The following is a 20,743-nucleotide window of genomic DNA, read 5'->3' on the forward strand; positions in this document are numbered from 1 at the left end:
TTAATCTAATCGATTTTTTAATGCTGTTAATATTTTGGTATACACTAAATCTCCATAAAAACCATCTTCAACACCAAAATCAATATTTGGATTATCATTAATTTCAATAACCATAGGTTTTCCATCAACCACTTTTATATCGATGCCAAATAAGCCATTACCAATAAGTTTAGCAGATTTAAGAGCCATTTTTATTACTTTTTTAGGCACATCTTCAATTGGTAAACAATCGGCATCACCATCTTGATCGTTTTTATTTTTAGCTTTCCAATTATAGATTTGCCAATGCCCCTTAGCCATGTAGTATTTACAAGAAAAAAAAGCCTCACCATCAATAATTCCAATTCGCCAATCGTAATCTGATGGACAAAATTCTTGTGCAATTATTAAATCTGATTCTTTTAGCATGGTATTCGCCAAATTAAGAAACTCTTCTACCGTTTTTGCTTTTTTTACACCAAACGAAAATGTAGAATCGGGTGCTTTTAATACGCAAGGTAAGCCAGTGAATTCTAAAATTTGATTTATGTTGTCTTTATGAACAATAATGGTTTTTGGTGTGTCTATATTGGCATTTTGCAAAGCTTCTGCCATATACACTTTATTGCAGCATTTTAAAATGGCATCAGGATAGTCAATTATAGCAATGCCTTCTTGTTGCGCTTTTCGTGCAAAGGCGTAAGCTTCGTTGTTTACTTCGGTGCTTTGTCTTATAAATAATGCGTCAAAAGATGATAATCGAGATAAATCTTTAGGCTCAATAATTTCAGCGTAAATATTCATCTTTTCGGCAATTTCAACGAATTTTTTAAGTCCTTTTGGATTGCTCGGTGGCGCAGGATCGTTAGGATTAACTAAAATAGCCAAGTCAAAATTACTTTGTGTTATTTTTAGAGTATCATATCTTTTTTTAGAAAAATATTGATTCGCAAACTGCTGAACACTTTCTAAATGGTCGTTTGGAATTTCAGATTCCGAAATTACTTTAACACTTTGTATGTTCCATTTCGTATTATAATTAAATTTTACACGAAAAAATGGCACTTGAAAATGTTTGTAAAATAAAGTGCTTAACTCTTTATACTTTTGAGCCACATTCTGCCCAAAATAAATACTTAAAGTAAACTCTCTGGATTTAATATTTTTTAGACTTTGCTGAATAATATCATCAAATTCATCAGATACAATTCTAACCAGTTTTAAGGTTTTTAAATCTACAATATTCTTTACTGTAGGAATAGCCAAATGCCCTCTGGCTTCGGCTAAAAGTGATACATAATACCCTTTAGACTGGTAGTTGTAATCTTTACAAAGATTAAAAATACGTGCTTTTTTAAGTAGTGAAAACTTAGGGTTTGTTAGGTAGTCTTGTGATGAAATCACATTAATATTCTCAATCGAAAAATTCCATTTTTCTGGCTGATTGACAACAATATATTTTTGCATTAAAGTAGCATAAAGCCTTTTAAAAATTTAAACAAAATTAGTGTTTTTTGGAATTCAAATATTTTTTTTGATGTTTTTTTAAGAAAATCAAAAAACTAGAATATAGCTGATAATATAGAAACAGAAGTGAAACCTACTAAAGCTAAAATGGTAGTCATCATTGTCCAACTTTTAAAAGTGTCTTTTTCACTTAAACCTAAGTATTGATTAACCAACCAAAAGCCACTATCGTTAACATGCGAGAAAATAGAGGAACCTGCAGCGATAGAAATTACAATGCAAGCTAGGTCAAAATCACCAAAATTCATTTGAGCCAATAAAGGTGAAACCAAACCAGCAGACGTTATCATAGCTACAGTTGCAGAACCTTGTGTAATTCTAACTAAAGCAGCAATAATAAATGAAAATACAAGTACAGGAAATCCAACACCAGCAAGACTTTGTGCTAGCATTTCTCCAACACCAGTATTTACCAAAAACTGTTTAAAAACACCACCAGCTCCTGTTACCAGAATAATCATTCCAGCAGGTTCCATAGACTTCATGGTGATTTTTAAAAGTTGGGCTTTTGTAAAACCTTGTTTAATTCCTAAAATATACCAAGCTAAAATATTGGCTATAATTAAAGCTGAAAACGGGTGACCTATTAGCTGAATGAATTTTACAATTTTAGGTGATGAAACAGGGATTATTTCACTACTTATAAACGTGTTTAACAGAATTAAGAAAATAGGAACAGAGATAATAGTAATAACAGTTGAGAAATTTGGAGATAATTTGGTTTCATTCCCGTTATCTAATTCAAAAGGGATTTTCGCAAATATTTTTTTGCCAATATATTTACCGAAAAACAACCCACTTATAATAGCAGTTGGTAAACCTACAATAGCTCCAATAAGAATCACCCAACCTAAATCTACACCAATAATATCTGCCACAGCAATAGGACCGGGAGTAGGAGGAATAAATGCATGCGTAACAGCTAAACCTGCTAAAAGAGGTATGGCAAAGGTTAAAAGCGATTTACCTGTTTGTTTTTGTAAGGCATAAATCATAGGAACTAATAAAATAAAAGCGACCTCAAAAAACACAGGAATAGCAACTATAAACCCAGAAATAACCATAGCAATTGGTGCTTTTTCAACACCAAAACGTTTTAGCATCATTTTAGAAATAATACTTGCGCCGCCAGAATGTTCCAATATGGCTCCAAACATAGCACCTAAACCAACAACAGTTGCAACAAAACCTAACGTGTTTGCCATTCCTGTTTGAATGGTTTTCATCATCTCTTCTGGTTGCATACCAGCCACAATGCCAACAATTATACTTGCAATTAATAAGCTTACAAAAGCATGTAATTTTAATTTTATGATTAAAAAAAGAAGTACGCTTATACCTATTATTAAGGCTAGTATTAAATTATAGTCCACTATGTTTATTTTTTAGTCCAGTTAGTATGATAAAATTTACCCGAAGCGTCATTAATTTTTTGGTAGGTGTGCGCTCCAAAATAATCACGTTGCGCTTGAATTAAATTAGCAGGGAGGTGTTCTGTGGTTATTGAAATCCAATAGTTATAAGCAGACCAAAACGTATCTAAAGACACACGATTTGAGATGGCAGAAGTTACGAATTGTGCAGCTGAAGATTCGGAATATTTTAAAATATTTAGAGTGAAATCATCATCAAATAAGTCCTTTTTTGATTTAAATAATTCTGAAATTTGTTGCATGAGTTCAGATCTAATGATACAACCGTTAGTCCAAATTCTTGCTAATTCTGAAAGGTTAATGCTCCAATTATATTCTTTTGAAGCTTGGGAAATTAAATCAAAACCTTGTTGATGGTTTATAATTCTTGCGAATCGATAAGCTTTTTGTAAGACTTCAATGCTTGGAATTGTTTTAGATTTATTCTCATCAGAAACTAACTTTGAAAGTTTAACTCTTTTCTCTTTAAGTGACGATAGGTAACGCGCAAAAACTGCTGAGGTCATCATGGTTGTTGGTATACCAATTTCTAAAGCTAATTTGCTAGACCAACTCCCAGTTCCTTTATTGCCTGCTTTGTCTAAAATAGTATCAATAATATAATTACCATCTTCTTTTTTAGTTAAAATTTCGGCAGTAATCTCTAATAAATAACTAGATAAATCGGTTTTATTCCAATTAAGAAACACTTTTGAAATAGCTTCATTTGTAATGGTTAAGGACATCATAGCGTAAAGCTCTGCAAGTAATTGCATTTCGGAATATTCAATACCATTATGAATCATTTTTACAAAATGTCCAGCGCCATCGTTTGCTATAAAACAACAGCAAGGTTTATTGTTTTTGTCTTTTGCTGAAATTTTTTCAAGAATAGGAGCAACTAATTTATAACTATCAAAATTTCCTCCAGGCATCATTGAAGGTCCTTTTCTCGCACCTTCTTCTCCTCCAGAAATACCACAACCTATATAGTGAACGTCTTTATTTTGAAGCGTTTCGTGTCTTTTTTTTGTGTCTAAAAAATATGAGTTTCCACCATCAATAAGAATGTCATTGGCATCAAGAAAAGGCGTTAATTGATTGATAACAGCATCAACCACAGGTCCAGCTTTTATCATCATTAAAATTTTACGAGGTTTTTCAAGTGAAACTACAAACGCTTCAATATTGGTAAACCCTGAAATATTTTTAAAATTTGAATTTTTAGAAATAAAATCATTTACAACATTAGCTTCATCATCTTCACTTCTGTTATAAACCGAGAGTTTAAAACCATTTTCAGCAATGTTAAGGCTTAAGCTTTTGCCCATAACACCAAGACCAATAACTCCAAATTCTGATTTAGCCATTTAAATTTAATTTTGAAGTTATAGTGGATAAAATCTCGTTTACAGGTTTTTCAATAGAAATATGCAAACCATAATCGGGTATTTCCAGAGTATCGAATTGAGATTTCAGTAAGGTTGATTTCATGTAATGCTGATTTCTTTGTTCTAAACGTGTATTAATAACATCAAAAGAACCAGATAAATATACCCAGTTTATGGTGTCGACTTTAGAGCTTAAAATTTCGCGATATTTTTCTTTTAATGAAGAACATGCTAAAATAGCTCCACCATTAAACACCCATTCTTCAATGTGTTTTGAGAGCGATTCTAACCAAGGTTTTCTATCTTCATCGGTTAATGCAATAGCATTTTTCATTTTTTCTATGTTTGCCTCAGAGTGAAAATCATCAGCATCATAAAATGGTAAGTTCATTTTTTTAGACAATGATTTACCTATAGTAGTTTTTCCGCTACCACTAACTCCCATAATAATTATCATCATCGTATTATTCGGCTTTAAAAAAGTCGCTTTTTACACCTTTAACACCAGGGACAGCTTTAAATAATGCACCTGCAAGTGGGTATTTTTTTTGGTTGTCTTCAGACATATAAAGTGCAGCCGAAGTAATAAAGAGTGTATCTAAATTTTTACCACCAAAGGCACATGACGTTACATTTGCAGCAGGAACATCTATTTTAGAAACGACTTGTCCTGTATTAGGATTAAAGCATGTTACCGAACTGCCTCCCCACATACCAACCCAAAGATTACCATTTTCATCAATGGCCATACCATCTGGACCGCCTAACGAATCTGGAACTTTTACTGCAACTCTTTCGTTTGATATATTTCCTGTAGCATCATCATAGTCAAAAGCCTTAATTTCTTGTGTTGGCGTATCAATATAATACATTGTTTTTTTGTTTGCAGACCATATAATACCATTGGAAATGGATACACTATCTACTTTTAAAGAGGCTTCACCTTTTGCATCAATCATATATAAGTTTGCTGCGTGGGGTTTGGTGTTTAAGTCCATGGAGCCTACCCAAAGTCTACCCGATGGGTCGCACTTTCCGTCGTTAAACCTATTTGAAGGTATGTTTGCTTCAGCATCAGAAAGTAAGGTGTATTCACTTGTTTTTGTATTTAATATATAAACACCATCATGTAATGCAACTACAGATTTTTCGGAATCAATGGGTACAATAGTTCCTATTCTTGAAGGTGTATCTATGGTTCTGTTTGTTTTAGTTTTAGGGTTGTAAATATGCACTTTCATGCCTTCAATATCAATCCAATACAACTCTTGAGTTTCATGATTCCAGATAGCACCTTCACCAAGTTGCGCTTTTAAATCGAATTCTAATATGGCTTTGTTTTTAAGTTCGTTAACAATAGTAACTTTCTTGTCCATTTTTTTATCTGTTTTGCAAAAGGTAAAACATAAACTAAGAAAGAAAAGTAAAGAATAATTAAGGGTTTGGTTTGTTTTGGTAGTCATGTTTATTGATTTTTTATAAAATTAGGTAAAAAAATCAATATCAATTTTCTTAATTTTTCTATTTGTAATATTATTTTATCAAAATGAATTAATCTGAGAGTATTACAATAAAAAAATCCTGATAGTTAACTATCAGGATTTTTTGTTTTTAGATTCCTGCTATCGCAGGAATTGATTAATCTTCTACCAAAACCCAATCGCCTTTGGCAATTAAAGGTTCGGCTTGCTTATATTTTAAAGTTTTGTTTTCACCATTTATAACGTGTTTTATAGTAACACGATCATTACGACCAATTTTTGGTCTGTCACGTACAATAGTTTCAACTACTTCTTGCTGGCGTTGTGTATTACCTGCAGCTCTACTTTGAGCAGAACGTTCATCTAAATTAGGAATTTCGTCTTTTTGAGTTTTTAAGTTTTCCTTTTTGCGAACTTGTCTTGCTTCTTGAATTGTGTTTTGAGTTTCCTGAGGTAATTCTCCTTTAAATAAGAATGAAATTACATCTTTATTCACTTGGTCAATCATGGCTTTAAACAATTCAAAAGCTTCAAATTTATAAATTAATAAAGGATCTTTTTGCTCATGAACCGCTAATTGAACCGATTGTTTTAGCTCGTCCATTTTTCGTAAATGGGTTTTCCAAGCATCGTCGATTATAGCAAGTGCAATATTTTTTTCAAAATCTGTAATTAATTGTTTACCATTAGTTTCATAAGCTTTTTCAAGATCGGTAACTACATTTAATGTTTTTATACCATCTGTAAAAGGAACCACTATGCGTTTAAATTTATCGCGTTGTGTTTCATATACATTTTTAATTACAGGGAAAGCAATATCTGCATTACGCGTCATTTTTTCTCTATAATGCTCAAATGCTGCTTTGTATATTTTGGATGTAATTTCTTGAGCTGATAGTTTTCCGAATTCCGCTTCAGAAATAGGTGAACTCATTGAGAAATAACGAATTAATTCAAATTCAAAATTCTTAAAGTCGTTAGCACCTTTATTGGTTTCAGCAATACCTTCTGACGTGTCAAAAATCATATTTGCTAAATCTACACGAAGACGTTCACCATGTAATGCATGACGACGACGTTTGTATACTACCTCACGTTGCGCATTCATAACATCATCATATTCTAACAATCGTTTACGAACCCCAAAGTTGTTTTCTTCAACTTTTTTCTGAGCACGCTCAATAGATTTTGAAATCATAGAATGCTGAATCACTTCACCTTCTTTTAATCCCATTCTATCCATCATTTTCGCAATACGTTCGCTACCAAATAAACGCATTAAGTTATCTTCTAACGATACATAGAATTGTGAGCTTCCTGGATCTCCTTGACGACCAGCACGACCACGTAACTGACGGTCTACACGACGAGAATCATGACGTTCGGTACCTACAATTGCTAAACCACCAGCTTTTTTAACTTCATCTGATAATTTAATATCGGTACCACGACCCGCCATATTGGTTGCTATGGTTACTTGTCCTGTTCTACCTGCTTCATCAACAATTTCGGCTTCTTTTTTATGCTGTTTTGCATTTAATACGTTATGAGGTATTTTACGAATGCTTAACATTTTACCTAGTAACTCACTAATTTCAACCGATGTTGTACCAATAAGTACTGGGCGACCAGCTGCAGATAATTTTGTAACATCATCAATAACAGCGTTGTATTTTTCGCGCTTTGTTTTATAAACTAAATCTTCTTTGTCATCTCTGGCAATTGGTCTATTAGTTGGGATTTCAACAACATCTAATTTGTAAATTTCCCAAAACTCGCCAGCTTCTGTAACTGCTGTACCCGTCATACCAGATAGTTTGCGGTACATTCTAAAGTAATTTTGAAGTGTTACCGTAGCAAAAGTTTGAGTAGCATCTTCAATTTTTACGTTTTCTTTAGCTTCAATGGCTTGGTGTAATCCGTCTGAATAACGACGACCATCCATAATACGACCTGTTTGCTCGTCAACAATCATAACTTTATTATCCATCACAACATACTGTGTGTCTTTTTCAAATAAAGCATAAGCTTTTAAAAGCTGATTTAATGTGTGAATACGTTCTGATTTCACACCGAATTCTTTAAACAAGTCTTCTTTTAGATTTGCTTCTTCTTCGGCTGAAAGTCCTTGTTCTTCAATTTTTGCAACCTCAATTCCTATTTCTGGTAAGATGAAAAAATCTGGATTGTCTTTACCAGAAATGTACTCAATACCTTTATCGGTTAACTCAATTTGATTATTTTTTTCTTCAATTACATAGTACAATTCGGCATCAACCTTTGGCATTTCACGGTTGTTGTCCTGCATGTAAAAGTTCTCTGTTTTTTGAAGAAGTTGTTTAACACCTTCTTCAGATAAAAACTTAATAAGCGCTTTATTTTTAGGAATACCACGGTATACGCGAAGCAATTGAAAACCACCTTCTTTAGTGTCTCCTGATGCAATTAATTTTTTTGCCTCTGCTAAAACACCAGTTAAATATTTTCGTTGTACCGAAACAATATCGTCAACTTTTGGCTTTAATTCGTTAAACTCGTGGTGATCACCTTTTGGAATAGGACCAGAAATGATTAACGGTGTACGAGCATCATCAACTAAAACAGAATCCACCTCATCTACAATAGCGTAATGATGCGGACGTTGAACTAAATCATCTGGATTATGTGCCATATTATCACGTAAGTAATCAAAACCAAACTCGTTATTTGTTCCGTAAGTAATATCGGCGTTATAAGCTTTTTTACGAGCTACAGAGTTTGGTTGATGATAATCAATACAATCTACACTTAAGCCATGGAACTCAAAAATAGGAGCCATCCACGCGCTATCACGTTTTGCTAAGTAATCGTTAACCGTTACTAAATGCACACCTTTTCCAGCTAAAGCATTTAAATAAACAGGGAGTGTAGCTACTAAGGTTTTACCTTCACCAGTTTGCATTTCGGCAATTTTACCTTGATGCATGGCAATACCACCTATAAGTTGTACATCGTAGTGTACCATGTCCCAAGTAATTGGTTTTCCTGCAGCATCCCAAGAGTTTGCCCAAATTGCCTTATCGTTTTCTAGTGTAATATACTCTTTATCTCCAGATAAAGTTCTGTCAAACTCGTTTGCATTTACAGTAATTGAAGTGTTGTTTACAAAACGTTTTGCTGTTTCTTTAACTACTGCAAAAGCTTCTGGTAAAATATCGTTTAAGACATCTTCGGTAATTTTGTAAGCATCGTCTTTTAATTTATCAACTTGCTCATAAATATCTTCACGAGCATCAATATCTTCGGTGTTTTCGGCTTCTTCTAAAAGATTTGCAATTTGCTCATCAATAGCTTTGTTTGCTTCAGCAATTTTAGATTTAAATTCAGCAGTTTTAGCTCTTAACTCGTCATGAGATAAGGCTTCTAATGCAGATTCAAAGGTTTTAATTTTATCAACTAAGGGTGTAATGGCTTTAACATCTTGTTTCGATTTGTCGCCAACAAATACCTTTAGTACAGAATTTAAAAAACTCATGTGCGTATATTTTATGTTAGTCTAGGGTAAACCTAGATTTTTTGTTAGATTTTTGATGCTTTAAAAAAGCAATCAAAGATACATTTTGTTATGTGTTTTATAAAGATTAGGACAAAAAAAAAGTCTCAAAACGAGACTTTTTAACTTTTCTTTATGCTTTACTAATATTCATCTTCATTCCAGAGATAATCTTCATCTGTAGGGTAATCTGACCAGATTTCTTCGATTGAATCGTATGAGTCACCCTCATCTTCAATAGACTGTAAATTTTCAACAACCTCCAAAGGAGCTCCCGTTCTAATAGCGTAATCTATTAATTCGTCTTTTGTTGCTGGCCAAGGCGCATCACTTAAATAAGATGCTAATTCTAATGTCCAATACATTTCTTTGTGTTTAATTTTTTGCAAAAATAAATTTTTAGTTTAAACAGACAAGAAAAAAATGAATTATTTAATCATTATTTTTAAGAACGTATTCTTTTGTAATCTAAACAGTTGAAATTTATTATTGCTATGTTAATACTAATAGCAGTTTTAATTTTGGATTTTAGAGTTTTTAGCTTCTAACTCATTAAGAGGTTTTTTTGAAGCTATTGTTTCTCAGGAATCCATTTAATTTCATTTGCTTGTAAGTCGTAAGACAACTTTCGTGCCAATACAAAAAGATAGTCAGAAAGACGGTTTAAATAGGTTAGTGTATTTGCTTCAAAAGGTTCTAAATCGTTAAGTGCTGATGCTAAACGTTCGGCTCTACGGCACACACAACGTGCTATGTGACAGAATGACACGGTTTGATGTCCGCCAGGTAAAACAAAATGTGTCATGGGTGGTAAAGCTTCATTCATAGTATCCATTTCATGCTCTAAGCGTTCAATATCTTCTGAAGAAATTTTTGGGATATTTAACCGTTCTTTTCCACTTTTTAAAATTGCTTTTTCTGGGTCGGTAGCTAAAATAGCGCCAACGGTAAATAATCTATCTTGAATATGAATAATTAAATCTTTGTAATGATGATTAATTTCTTGATCGCGAATTAAACCAAGGTGCGAGTTTAATTCGTCAACAGTTCCATAACTTTCAATACGTATATGGTGTTTAGGTACCCGCGTGCCTCCAAATAATGCTGTGGTGCCTTTATCTCCTGTTTTGGTGTAAATTTTCATATATTATGCAAGTTAATAGTTAAGAGGTTTTGTTATTAATTTATGAATCTTACTCTTTCTTTGCTTCTTTTTTTCTTTCGTAATTTTCTTTAAAGTTTCTGCCTCTTCTATTATGAAGTTTATTTTGATTACGTCTAAAGTTACTATTAACTAATCCAAATAAAACTAATATGATAACAAGATAAAGTAGCATAAAATTATTTACTTTAAATATAAGAAAATTATACTCTAATTGTAAAATGCTCTTTAGCTTGTTCTATTCTAAAAAATACAAATCCCCAGAAAAAGGTGTCGATAGTAACAGTAACTTTTGGGTGTTGTTTTATGGTTTCCCAAGCTTCAGTCATGCCTTTGCTCCAGTAAATATCATCAAAAATCCAAACCGAATTGTTATCAACTGTTTGTAAAAGTGATTCAAAATACTCTAATGTCGCTTCTTTTTGATGATTGCCATCAAAAAATATGAGGTCGTATGTGTTAGATGTTAGTTTTTTAATTTCATTATTAAAATTTCCTGTAATGATTTCAATATTCTCAACTTTATTAATCTCTAATTGATTTTTAGTAAATACCGAAATATTCGGACAGCCTTCAATGGTTGTAATTTTAGTTTTTGGATTTCCTAAACTCATAGCATGTGTCGCTATTCCTAACGAAGTGCCAAGTTCTAAAATAGTATTTGGTTTTAAATAATTGGTTATTCTGTATAAGAGTTTTGCTCTTTTAAAAGTTGAGCCAGCATTTTTAGCCATTTTTGAAACACTACGTTCCTGTTGTTTCATAACTTGTGAGCCAGCGCCTAAATCGGTAACTTTTAATTTGAGTTTTACTTTTTTTAAGCGCTGTATAAAATCTTTAATCTTTATGTAATCCTTGTAATTCGATTTGTCGTAAAAGCATTTTGTTATCAAATTATATACAAAAGGCGAGTGCACACCATGTTGGTTGGAAGATCTTAAAAGAAATTTTATGTACTGTACTACTTGATAAAACATGTATATGTTAGGTTGAACGCAGTTGAAACCTATTTTATATTTTAATACCTCTCGACTGCGCTCGAGGGGACAAAAACTAATCTTCTAATTTAGACGATAACTCAAACCAACGTTCTTCTTTTGCTTCAATAGTGTCTATGATTTTTTGTAATTCTTCAGATAGTTTATTGATGTCGTCTTGAGATAAATCTGGGTTGTTGAATTTACCTTCTAATTCTTTCTTGTCGTATGCTAAAGAATTGAGTTTACTTTCAATGTTTCTTAGCTCTTTTTCTTCATTAAAAGATAATTTAGAGGCTTCGTTTTTTTTAATAGATAATTTTTCAGTTTTATCTTCAATAGTATTTGAAATTACAGGTTGGCTGTCTTCATAAACTCTATAATCTGTATAGTTTCCTGGAAAATCTTCAATAATACCTTCGCCTCTAAAAACAAAAAGGTGGTCGATTACTTTATCCATAAAATAGCGGTCGTGAGACACTACAATAATGCATCCAGGAAAATCTAAAAGAAACTCCTCTAAAACATTAAGTGTTACAATATCTAAATCGTTAGTAGGCTCGTCAAGGATTAAAAAATTAGGATTCTGAATTAAAACCGTACATAAATATAAGCGTTTGCGTTCGCCACCACTAAGTTTTTCAACAAAATCGTATTGTTTTTTTCTGCTGAATAAAAAACGTTCTAAAAGTTGTTGGGCACTAATTTGTCGACCTTTTTTTAGAGGAATATAATCACCAAATTCTCGAATAACATCAATTACTTTTTGCTCAGGTTTTATTTTGATACCACTTTGCGTATAATAACCGAATTTCACAGTATCTCCTTTTACAACTTTGCCAGAATCTGGTTGATTTGTTTGTGTTAAAATATTTAGAAATGTGGTTTTTCCAGTGCCATTTTTTCCAATTATACCAACACGTTCCCCTTTTTGAAAGGTGTAATCAAACTTATTAAGGATGGTTTTATCTTTAAATGCTTTTGATACTTTATGAAACTCTAAAATTTTACTACCTAAACGTTCCATATTAAGTTCTAACTGAACTTGATGGTCGTTTCTACGCTTATGCGCTCGATGTTTAATATCTGTAAAATCGTCAATTCTAGATTTAGACTTTGTGGTACGCGCTTTGGGTTGTCTGCGCATCCAATCAAGCTCCTTTTTAAAAAGCTGTTTGGCTTTTCCAGTTTCTACTGCTTCTTGTTCTATTCTAGCATCTCGTTTTTCTAGGTAATAGGAATAGTTGCCTTTGTAACTATAAAGTAAACCTTCGTCTAACTCAATAATTTCATTGCAAACACGCTCTAAAAAATAACGGTCGTGAGTTACCATAAAAAGCGTGATATTTTCTTTTGCGAAAAAGTCTTCAAGCCACTCAATCATTTCTAAATCGAGGTGGTTTGTAGGCTCGTCTAAAATTAATAAATCGGGTTTGTTTATTAAAGCATTTGCAAGTGCTAACCGCTTTTTTTGTCCGCCAGAAAGCGTACTTACTTTTTGAGTTAAATCTTCAAGTTTTAATTTGAAAAGAATTTGTTTGTAAAGTGTTTCGAAATCCCAAGCATGGTGTCGTTCCATAGCTTCAAAAGCGTTTTGATAAGCATCTGTATCTTCTGGATTTAAAAGTACTTTTTCGTAGTTTGAAATCACTTTTAATATGGGATTTTCGCTAGCTAGAATGGTTTCTTCAATAGTTAAATTATTGTCAAATTTAGGGTCTTGAGATAAGAAGGAAACCTTTATATCTTTTCTGTATATGATATTTCCAGAATCAGGTTGGTCATCACCAGAAAGAATATTTAAGATAGATGTTTTACCAGTTCCATTTTTTGCAACAAAGGCTATTTTTTGATCTTTATGAACGCTAAAGGATATGTTTTCAAAGAGTGTAAGCTCTCCGTAAGATTTTGATATGTTTTCTACTGTTAGGTAATTCAAAGTATATTTTTTTGCAAATAACGCATAAAAAACCAAAAATACTGTTATATGTTTTATTGTTCAAGGTGAAAACTTATATTTGTGATAAATCAATTTATAAATATGCAGAGGTATTTAATTGTTGCTTTCTTAACAATTTGTGTTATGTTTTCTTCTTGTATTACCAATAAAGATTTAGTATATCTTCAAGATAAAGGTACTGCAATCGATTCAACGTTTCAAGTAAAAGAATTATCTAAACCATACAGAGTTCAAGTAAATGATATTTTAAGCATTAGTGTTAAGGCTTTAGATGATGAACTTGTAGGTATTTTTAATCCTGTAGGGGATTCAAATTCATCATCACAAGGTCAAGCAGGGCTTTACTTTAATGGTTTTACAGTAGATTTACACGGTAATATTGAGTTTCCTGTATTAGGAGAAATTAATGTTTTAGGTTACACCATTGATGAAATTAAAGATAAGGTAGAGAGTGAACTTTTAAACCAATATTTTAAAGAAACTGCTGAAATATTTGTAACAGTTAAATTATCTGGTTTGAGATATACGGTAACTGGAGAGGCAGGACCAGGAGTATTTACTTTATTTCAAGATAGAGTAAATATTATTGAAGCATTGGCAAATGCTGGTGATATTCCAGCAACGGGTGATAGAAAAGATATTTTGGTGATTAGGCAATATCCTGATGGGCAAAAGATTCATCATATAGACTTAACAGATATAAATGCTATGTATTCACCATTTTATTACATACAACCAAATGATATTATTTTGGTTAAACCGCTTAAACGAAAAGCTATTGGAGCTGGACAAACTGCCATACAAAACTTAACAACAATAGCTTCGATTTTGTCAGTATTGGTTTCAACTTATTTCTTAACTAGAAATCTTTAATAGCTTTATTTATGGAAGAAGAATTTGAGACATCGGAATCACAATCATTACCAGCTTTTGATGTAAAAGCTTTTATAATAAGGGTTTTAAGTTATTGGAAGTTGTTTGTGTTGTTTATTGGTGTAGGTGTTTTTATTGTTTATCAACAAAATATTAGAAAGCAACAATCTTACAGATTAGGAACTCAAATTTCAATTGAAGAAGAATCTAATCCTCTATTTACATCAAATACTAGTTTAACATTTAACTGGGGTGGTGTTTCAGGTAAAGTACAAACTATTATCAACTCTTTAAAATCGCGTTCAATTCATGAAAAAGTGGTAGATAATTTGGAGTTTTATATCACCTATTTAAAACAATCAAGGTTCAGAAAAGATGATGTTTACAGTTATGCGCCTTTTAAAATAGATTTATTACCTGATACAAAACAATTGTTAAATGTTCCTGTAAAAGTTACATTTTTGGAAAACAACAAATATGAAATTCTTATAAATTTTGAAACTAGCGTTGTGACTACACAAAATTTTTCAGATAAGAGTAAATTCAATTTAGATGTACCGTTAGGGGAATTTAAGAAGCAATTTTTTTTGAATGACACTATAAAACTCCCTTTCATTAATGGGGTGATATATTTGAGAGAAAATAGGATAGCTAGCCCAAATGATGAATATTTTATTAAGTTTAATAATTTTAATGGAGTAGTTGCCAAGTATAGAGACCGATTAAATATTGATAACCCAAAAAACTCAGCCATTTTAAACTTAAGTTTAGTAGATGTAAACAAAGCAAAAATCGTTGATTATTTAAATGAAACTGTAAAAGTATTAAGTGAAGACCAACTTAATAGAAAAAATCAATTTGTTACAAATACTATTGATTTTATTGATGAACAATTAGATCGTGTCAAGTCTCAATTAACTTCAAATGCCGATTCTTTAAATGAATATAAACAGAAAAACAAAATTTTTGATTTAAGTAATGAAGGAACAATAATAAATAGTAAAATTAATTCATTAGAAGAAGAAAAAGAAAACAATAGTAATAAACTTTCATATTATTTAAGCTTGAAAACTTATTTAGAGACAAGTGATACTTTTACAGAAATACCTGCTCCTGCAGTAGCTGGTATTGAAGATTCTAACATACTCTCTAATATTGTTGAAATCAATAATTTATCTGTTCAAAAATCAAAATACGGGTCTACTGTTAGAAAAGATGCAACAATTTTTGCAGATATAAACCGACAAATTGATGGATTAAAAAATGTTATTTTAGAGAATATTAGTTCTGTATCTAATGAAATAAAAAGAGAGCAGAACTTGATTAACTCTAAAATAGCAATTGAAGAATCAAAAATAAGAAAGTTGCCTAAAGCGCAACAAGAACTTTTTGATATACAGCGTCAATACTCTTTAAGTGAAAGAACTTATAATATGTTTTTATCAAAGCGAGGAGAGGCAGATATAATTAAATCTGCAAGTGTATCAGATATATTAATTATTGATAAGGCTAAAGATACTGGAGCAACCCCTATAGACTTAAAATTGAGTTCAAGGTATTTATTTGCTATAATTGGTGGTATTTTACCACCATTACTATTAGCATTTTTATTAACATTTTTTGATAATAAAATACATAATCCACAAGTTTTAGAAAGTTTGTCTTCAATTCCATTATTAGGGGTCGTTGGTAAAAACAATTTAGATAATAATCTAGCTGTACATTTAAAACCAAAATCTACAATAGCAGAAGCGTTTAGATCTTTAAGATCTAGCTTGCAATATTTTTATAAGAAGCATAGTCTGGAAGGATCTAAAACAGTAATGATTACATCATCAGTTAGTGGAGAGGGTAAAACTTTCTGCTCAATTAATGTTGCAACTGTATTCGCTATGAGTGGCAAGAAAACAATTTTGGTAGGTTTAGATTTAAGGAAACCTAAAATTTTTGGCGATTTTAATATAGAAAATGATATAGGAGTTGTTAATTATTTAATAGGACAAAAAACAATTGAAGAAGTAACTCAAAAAACATTAGTACAAGACTTGGATGTTATAACATCAGGTCCTATACCACCAAATCCATCTGAATTATTAATGAATGATAATATGGATAGACTAATGGATTATTTAAAGGATAATTATGATTATATAGTTTTAGATACTCCACCTGTAGGTTTAGTTGCTGATGCTTTAGAATTAACAGAATATGTTGATGCCACAATTTATGTTGTAAGGCAAGATTATACTAAAAAAGGGATGATAAGTCTTGTAAATGATAAATACATAAAAGGAGAAATAAAAAACATAAGTTTTGTTTATAATGGTTATAATCAAAAAGGAAAATATGGCTATGGTTATGGCTATGGTTATGGCTATGGCTACGGTTATGGCAGTTATGCCAACGGTTATAATGATGATGGAAATCCTAAAAAAACAATAACATCTCGAATTAAATCTTTTTTAAAAATAAGATGATAATCTTATGCTTTATTTATTAATCACTGCAAAATATTTATAAACTAGTTAAATTGGATAATAATAACGATAATTGGCTTTATACTATTTCATCTCAAAAAAAGGTGATTGATTTAAATATTAAAGAGATTTGGAGATACAAGGATTTACTTATTTTATTTGTTAAACGAAATGTTGTAACCGCTTATAAGCAAACTATACTAGGACCACTTTGGTATTTTATTCAACCATTGTTTACCTCAGTAATTTTTACTTTAATATTTAATAGTATGGCGAATATACCAACTGGTGTTGGTGTGCCACCATTCTTATTTAATTTAGCAGGTATAACGTCTTGGAATTATTTTAAAGAGAGTTTAACAGGTACAAGTGATACTTTTAGGCAAAACCAAGGTATATTTGGTAAGGTTTACTTTCCACGTGTTATTGTACCAATATCAGTAGTAATAACCAATTTAGTTAAATTTGGAATTCAATTATTAGTATTTATTGGATTTTATATATATTATGTATTTTTTACAGATAAAGCATTTGATACATCTCCTCAAAATGTGATTATATTTTTACCTATTTTGGTTGTGTTTATGGGGCTTTTAGGTTTGGGATTAGGTATGATAATTTCATCTATGACAACTAAATACAGGGACTTGAAATTTTTAATAACATTTGGTGTACAATTACTTATGTATGGTTCTGCTGTAATGTATCCTTTATCTTTTTTTAAAGAAAAATTGCCAAACATATCATGGATAGTAGAATACAACCCTATGACTACAATAATTGAAGCATTTAGATATATGACTTTAGGTGTTGGAGATTATTCGCTCTCTAAAATGGTTTATGCTAGCGTAATTAGTATTGTGATTTTTTTAATAGGACTTATTATTTTTAATAAAACCGAAAAAAGTTTTATAGACACTATTTGATGAAAAAGGATATTATTTTAAAAGGTGAAAATATTTCCAAACAATATAGGTTGGGTTTGGTAGGAACTGGTACTATAGGACATGATTTTAACAGATGGTGGAATAAAATTAGAGGAAAAGAAGATCCGTATCTTAAAATTGGTGAAGCAAATGATAGAAGTATTAAAGGAGATTCTGAATATGTTTGGGCATTGAAAAATATTAATTTTGAAGTAGAACGTGGTGAGGTTTTAGGAATAATTGGTAAAAATGGAGCGGGGAAATCAACACTTTTAAAATTATTATCTAAAGTTACAGCCCCAACCACAGGTGAAATTAAGACAAAAGGAAGAATAGCATCTTTATTAGAAGTAGGTACCGGTTTTCATCCAGAAATGACAGGTAAAGAAAATATTTTTTTAAATGGTGCTATCTTAGGAATGACTAAAAAAGAAATAGAATCTAAACTTGACAATATTATTGAATTTTCTGGTTGTGAACGTTATATAGATACACCTGTAAAGCGTTATTCTTCTGGTATGACAGTCCGTTTAGCTTTTGCAGTAGCAGCACATTTAGATCCTGATATTTTGGTGATTGATGAAGTATTAGCAGTAGGTGATGCCGAGTTTCAAAAAAAGGCTATAGGTAAAATGCAAGATATAAGTAAAGGAGAAGGAAGAACAGTACTTTTTGTTAGTCATAATATGGCAGCTGTAAAAAGTTTATGTAATAGAGCAATGTTGTTAGAGCATGGTCATGTAATCTTTGAAGGACAAACAGATGAAGTCATAAGTTATTACATGAAAGGTGATTCAGGTCTTCAAAATTTAAAAGTGTTTGATAATTTGTTCGACAATAATATTTTTACACTTAATGAAATATGTGTAAAAAATAAAGATGATGTAATTGAAAAGCCTATAGTTGAAGATAAAGAAATTGAGTTGATTACTAATATTACTATTAAAGGCAAAGATTTTAATAGATATCATGTAACATACCATTTAAACAATGAATTAGGGGAAGCTTTATTTGCGTTCTCGCATAACAATATAAGTCTTAAAAAAGGGTTGAATAAACTACATTGTTATTTCCCTAAGTCTTTTTTTCAATCTGGAGAATATTTTTTGTCATTCTTTTTAATTGAAGATAAAAGAAAAGCAGTATTTCACGAAAAAGATATTATATCATTTACTATAATTGATAAAAACAGAGAGATTGGTACATATATGGGTAAAGAGCCAGGATATATTAAACCAGTTTTTAAATGGGAAAATAAATAAATGATTAACGTTACTAAAACATTTCTTCCTTCTCAAAAAGACTATCAAGCCATTCTTAAAAAAGCTTGGGATGCTAATTGGATGACAAATAGAGGTGCATTAGTAAAAGAATTGGAAGATAAACTAAAACAATATTTAGGAGTATCTAACATAATAACAACTACTAATGGAACTTTACCTTTACAAATAGCTATAAAAGCACTGGGCTTAAAAGGCGAAATTATAACAACACCATTTAGTTATGTTGCAACAACATCTAGTATTGTTTGGGAAGGATGTACGCCTGTTTTTGTAGATATAAACCCAGATTATTTAACTATTGATGAAACAAAAATTGAAGCTGCTATTACTTCAAAAACATCTGCAATTTTAGCTACCCATGTTTTTGGTAACCCTTGTGATGTAGATAAAATAGAAATAATTGCCAAAAAACATAATCTTAAAGTTATTTATGACGCAGCACATTGTTTTGGTGTTACTTATAAAGGACAATCCATATTTAATTATGGAGATTTAAGTACATGTAGCTTTCATGCTACAAAAGTGTTTCATACTGGAGAAGGAGGTGCTATGTTTACTAATTCGAATACAATTCATGACACTTTTTTCTACTATCATAATTTCGGGCATAAAGGTCCTGAAGCTTTTCAAGGCTTAGGAATTAACGCTAAAATGAGCGAACTTCAAGCGGCTATGGGGTTATCTGTGTTGCCTCATATAGATAGAATATTAAACGAAAGAAAGAATATTATAGATTTTTACAATAAATTAATAGATTTTTCAAAAGTAAACACCATTAAATTAAGAAGTAATACAAAATGGAATTACAGTTATTATCCAATTTTATTTAAAGATCAAAACAAATTATTAGAAGCTGTAGCAGCTTTAAAAGCTGTTGATATTTTCCCTAGACGTTATTTTTATCCCTCTCTCAATACGCTTAATTATGTTAATAGTAAACCTATGCCTATCTCAGAAGATTTTTCTTCAAGAATATTGTGTTTGCCTTTGTATTTTGATCTCAAAGAAGAAGATATAAAAAAAATTGTTCAAATAATTAATATAACTGCATAATGAAATTAGGAATTATGCAGCCATATTTTTTTCCTTATTTAGGTTATTTTAGTCTTATAGATGCAACAGATTTTTGGGTAGTTTTTGATGAAGTACAGTTTATTAGACATGGTTGGGTAGAGCGCAATAGAGTACAAAATTCTGATGGTGGCTGGCAATATATAAAAGTGCCTTTAGTAAAGGCACCACGTCAAAATTTAATTAAAGACACCTTTATTAGATTTAATGAAAATTGGGAAAGTAAAATATTGGCTCAATTAACTTGTTATAAAAAAAAAGCACCTTATTATAATCAGGTAATTAATCTATTAGAGAAAATTTTTGAAAAGAAAAATAAAGACATAACATCATTGAATATTCTGGTACTTAAAAAAGTATGCGAATATATTGGTATGGAGTTTAATTATGATGTTTTTTCACAAACTGAAATGGATTTTTCAAGTACTATAAAAAAACCAGGTGATTGGGCACTACAAATTTCCAAATATTATGAAGCAAGTACATATGTAAACCCTTATGGGGGGATTGATATTTTTGATAGAGAAAACTTTCAAAAGGAAGGTATCGGTATTAAGTTTTTAAAAAATAATTTGGATATTTATAATCAAAGAAATAAAAAATTTGAACCAGGACTCTCAATTATTGATGTTTTAATGTTTAATTCTCCAAAAGAAACAAAAAAATTAATAGAATCGTATAAGTTTTGTTAA

The 20,743-nt window shown here is 31.0% G+C and carries 16 protein-coding genes; 6 read left to right on the forward strand and 10 right to left on the reverse strand.

What is annotated here, in order from left to right; translation table 11 throughout:
• The 10 genes from MBM09_RS06005 to MBM09_RS06050 all read right to left on the reverse strand — a co-directional run bounded on the left by MBM09_RS06005 (position 1) and on the right by MBM09_RS06050 (position 13,400).
• A complete protein-coding gene (locus MBM09_RS06005) occupies positions 1–1,446 on the reverse strand; it encodes a RimK family protein (protein WP_238675941.1) in 1,446 nt (481 codons plus the stop codon).
• A 95-nt stretch (positions 1,447–1,541) separates the two neighbouring features.
• Positions 1,542–2,879 (reverse strand): GntP family permease, encoded by a 1,338-nt coding sequence (locus MBM09_RS06010; RefSeq protein ID WP_238675942.1) that lies wholly within the window; start codon positions 2,877–2,879, stop codon positions 1,542–1,544.
• Positions 2,880–2,884: 5 nt separating this feature from the next.
• Positions 2,885–4,288, reverse strand: a complete 1,404-nt coding sequence (gndA, locus tag MBM09_RS06015; RefSeq protein ID WP_238675943.1) for an NADP-dependent phosphogluconate dehydrogenase — start codon at positions 4,286–4,288, stop codon at positions 2,885–2,887.
• Positions 4,281–4,769, reverse strand: coding sequence for a gluconokinase (locus MBM09_RS06020; RefSeq protein ID WP_238675944.1), 489 nt, complete (start codon positions 4,767–4,769; stop codon positions 4,281–4,283). The genes gndA and MBM09_RS06020 overlap by 8 nt, the downstream gene beginning before the upstream one ends.
• Positions 4,770–4,773: 4 nt before the next feature.
• Positions 4,774–5,685 (reverse strand): SMP-30/gluconolactonase/LRE family protein, encoded by a 912-nt coding sequence (locus MBM09_RS06025; protein WP_238675945.1) that lies wholly within the window; start codon positions 5,683–5,685, stop codon positions 4,774–4,776.
• Between the two features lie 262 nt (positions 5,686–5,947).
• Positions 5,948–9,304, reverse strand: coding sequence for a preprotein translocase subunit SecA (gene secA, locus MBM09_RS06030; protein ID WP_238675946.1), 3,357 nt, complete (start codon positions 9,302–9,304; stop codon positions 5,948–5,950).
• 161 nt (positions 9,305–9,465) lie between these two features.
• Entirely contained in the window at positions 9,466–9,687 is a 222-nt protein-coding gene (locus MBM09_RS06035; protein ID WP_019387375.1) for a DUF2795 domain-containing protein, read from the reverse strand.
• Positions 9,688–9,893: 206 nt separating this feature from the next.
• Entirely contained in the window at positions 9,894–10,466 is a 573-nt protein-coding gene (locus MBM09_RS06040) for a cob(I)yrinic acid a,c-diamide adenosyltransferase (RefSeq protein WP_238675947.1), read from the reverse strand.
• Between the two features lie 221 nt (positions 10,467–10,687).
• Positions 10,688–11,461, reverse strand: a complete 774-nt coding sequence (locus MBM09_RS06045; RefSeq protein WP_238675948.1) for an O-methyltransferase — start codon at positions 11,459–11,461, stop codon at positions 10,688–10,690.
• Positions 11,462–11,537: 76 nt separating this feature from the next.
• On the reverse strand, positions 11,538–13,400 hold the full coding sequence (locus MBM09_RS06050; RefSeq protein ID WP_238675949.1) for an ABC-F family ATP-binding cassette domain-containing protein: 1,863 nt from the start codon (positions 13,398–13,400) through the stop codon (positions 11,538–11,540).
• 144 nt (positions 13,401–13,544) lie between these two features.
• Between MBM09_RS06050 and MBM09_RS06055 the strand changes: the two genes are divergently transcribed.
• Genes MBM09_RS06055 through MBM09_RS06080 form a run of 6 tightly spaced genes read left to right on the forward strand, consistent with a single transcriptional unit; the run spans position 13,545 to position 20,743 of the window.
• Positions 13,545–14,294 (forward strand): polysaccharide biosynthesis/export family protein, encoded by a 750-nt coding sequence (locus MBM09_RS06055; protein ID WP_238675950.1) that lies wholly within the window; start codon positions 13,545–13,547, stop codon positions 14,292–14,294.
• 11 nt (positions 14,295–14,305) lie between these two features.
• Positions 14,306–16,771 carry an exopolysaccharide transport family protein gene (locus MBM09_RS06060; protein WP_238675951.1) on the forward strand — a complete coding sequence of 822 codons (2,466 nt, stop codon included), beginning with the start codon at positions 14,306–14,308 and terminating at the stop codon, positions 16,769–16,771.
• A 53-nt stretch (positions 16,772–16,824) separates the two neighbouring features.
• Positions 16,825–17,697 (forward strand): ABC transporter permease, encoded by an 873-nt coding sequence (locus tag MBM09_RS06065; RefSeq protein ID WP_238675952.1) that lies wholly within the window; start codon positions 16,825–16,827, stop codon positions 17,695–17,697.
• A complete protein-coding gene (locus MBM09_RS06070; protein ID WP_238675953.1) occupies positions 17,697–18,959 on the forward strand; it encodes an ABC transporter ATP-binding protein in 1,263 nt (420 codons plus the stop codon). The genes MBM09_RS06065 and MBM09_RS06070 overlap by 1 nt, the downstream gene beginning before the upstream one ends.
• Entirely contained in the window at positions 18,960–20,033 is a 1,074-nt protein-coding gene (locus MBM09_RS06075; RefSeq protein WP_238675954.1) for a DegT/DnrJ/EryC1/StrS aminotransferase family protein, read from the forward strand.
• Positions 20,033–20,743, forward strand: coding sequence for a WbqC family protein (locus MBM09_RS06080; protein ID WP_238675955.1), 711 nt, complete (start codon positions 20,033–20,035; stop codon positions 20,741–20,743). The genes MBM09_RS06075 and MBM09_RS06080 overlap by 1 nt, the downstream gene beginning before the upstream one ends.

Source organism: Flaviramulus sp. BrNp1-15 (genome assembly GCF_022259695.1).
Taxonomy (GTDB): domain Bacteria; phylum Bacteroidota; class Bacteroidia; order Flavobacteriales; family Flavobacteriaceae; genus BrNp1-15.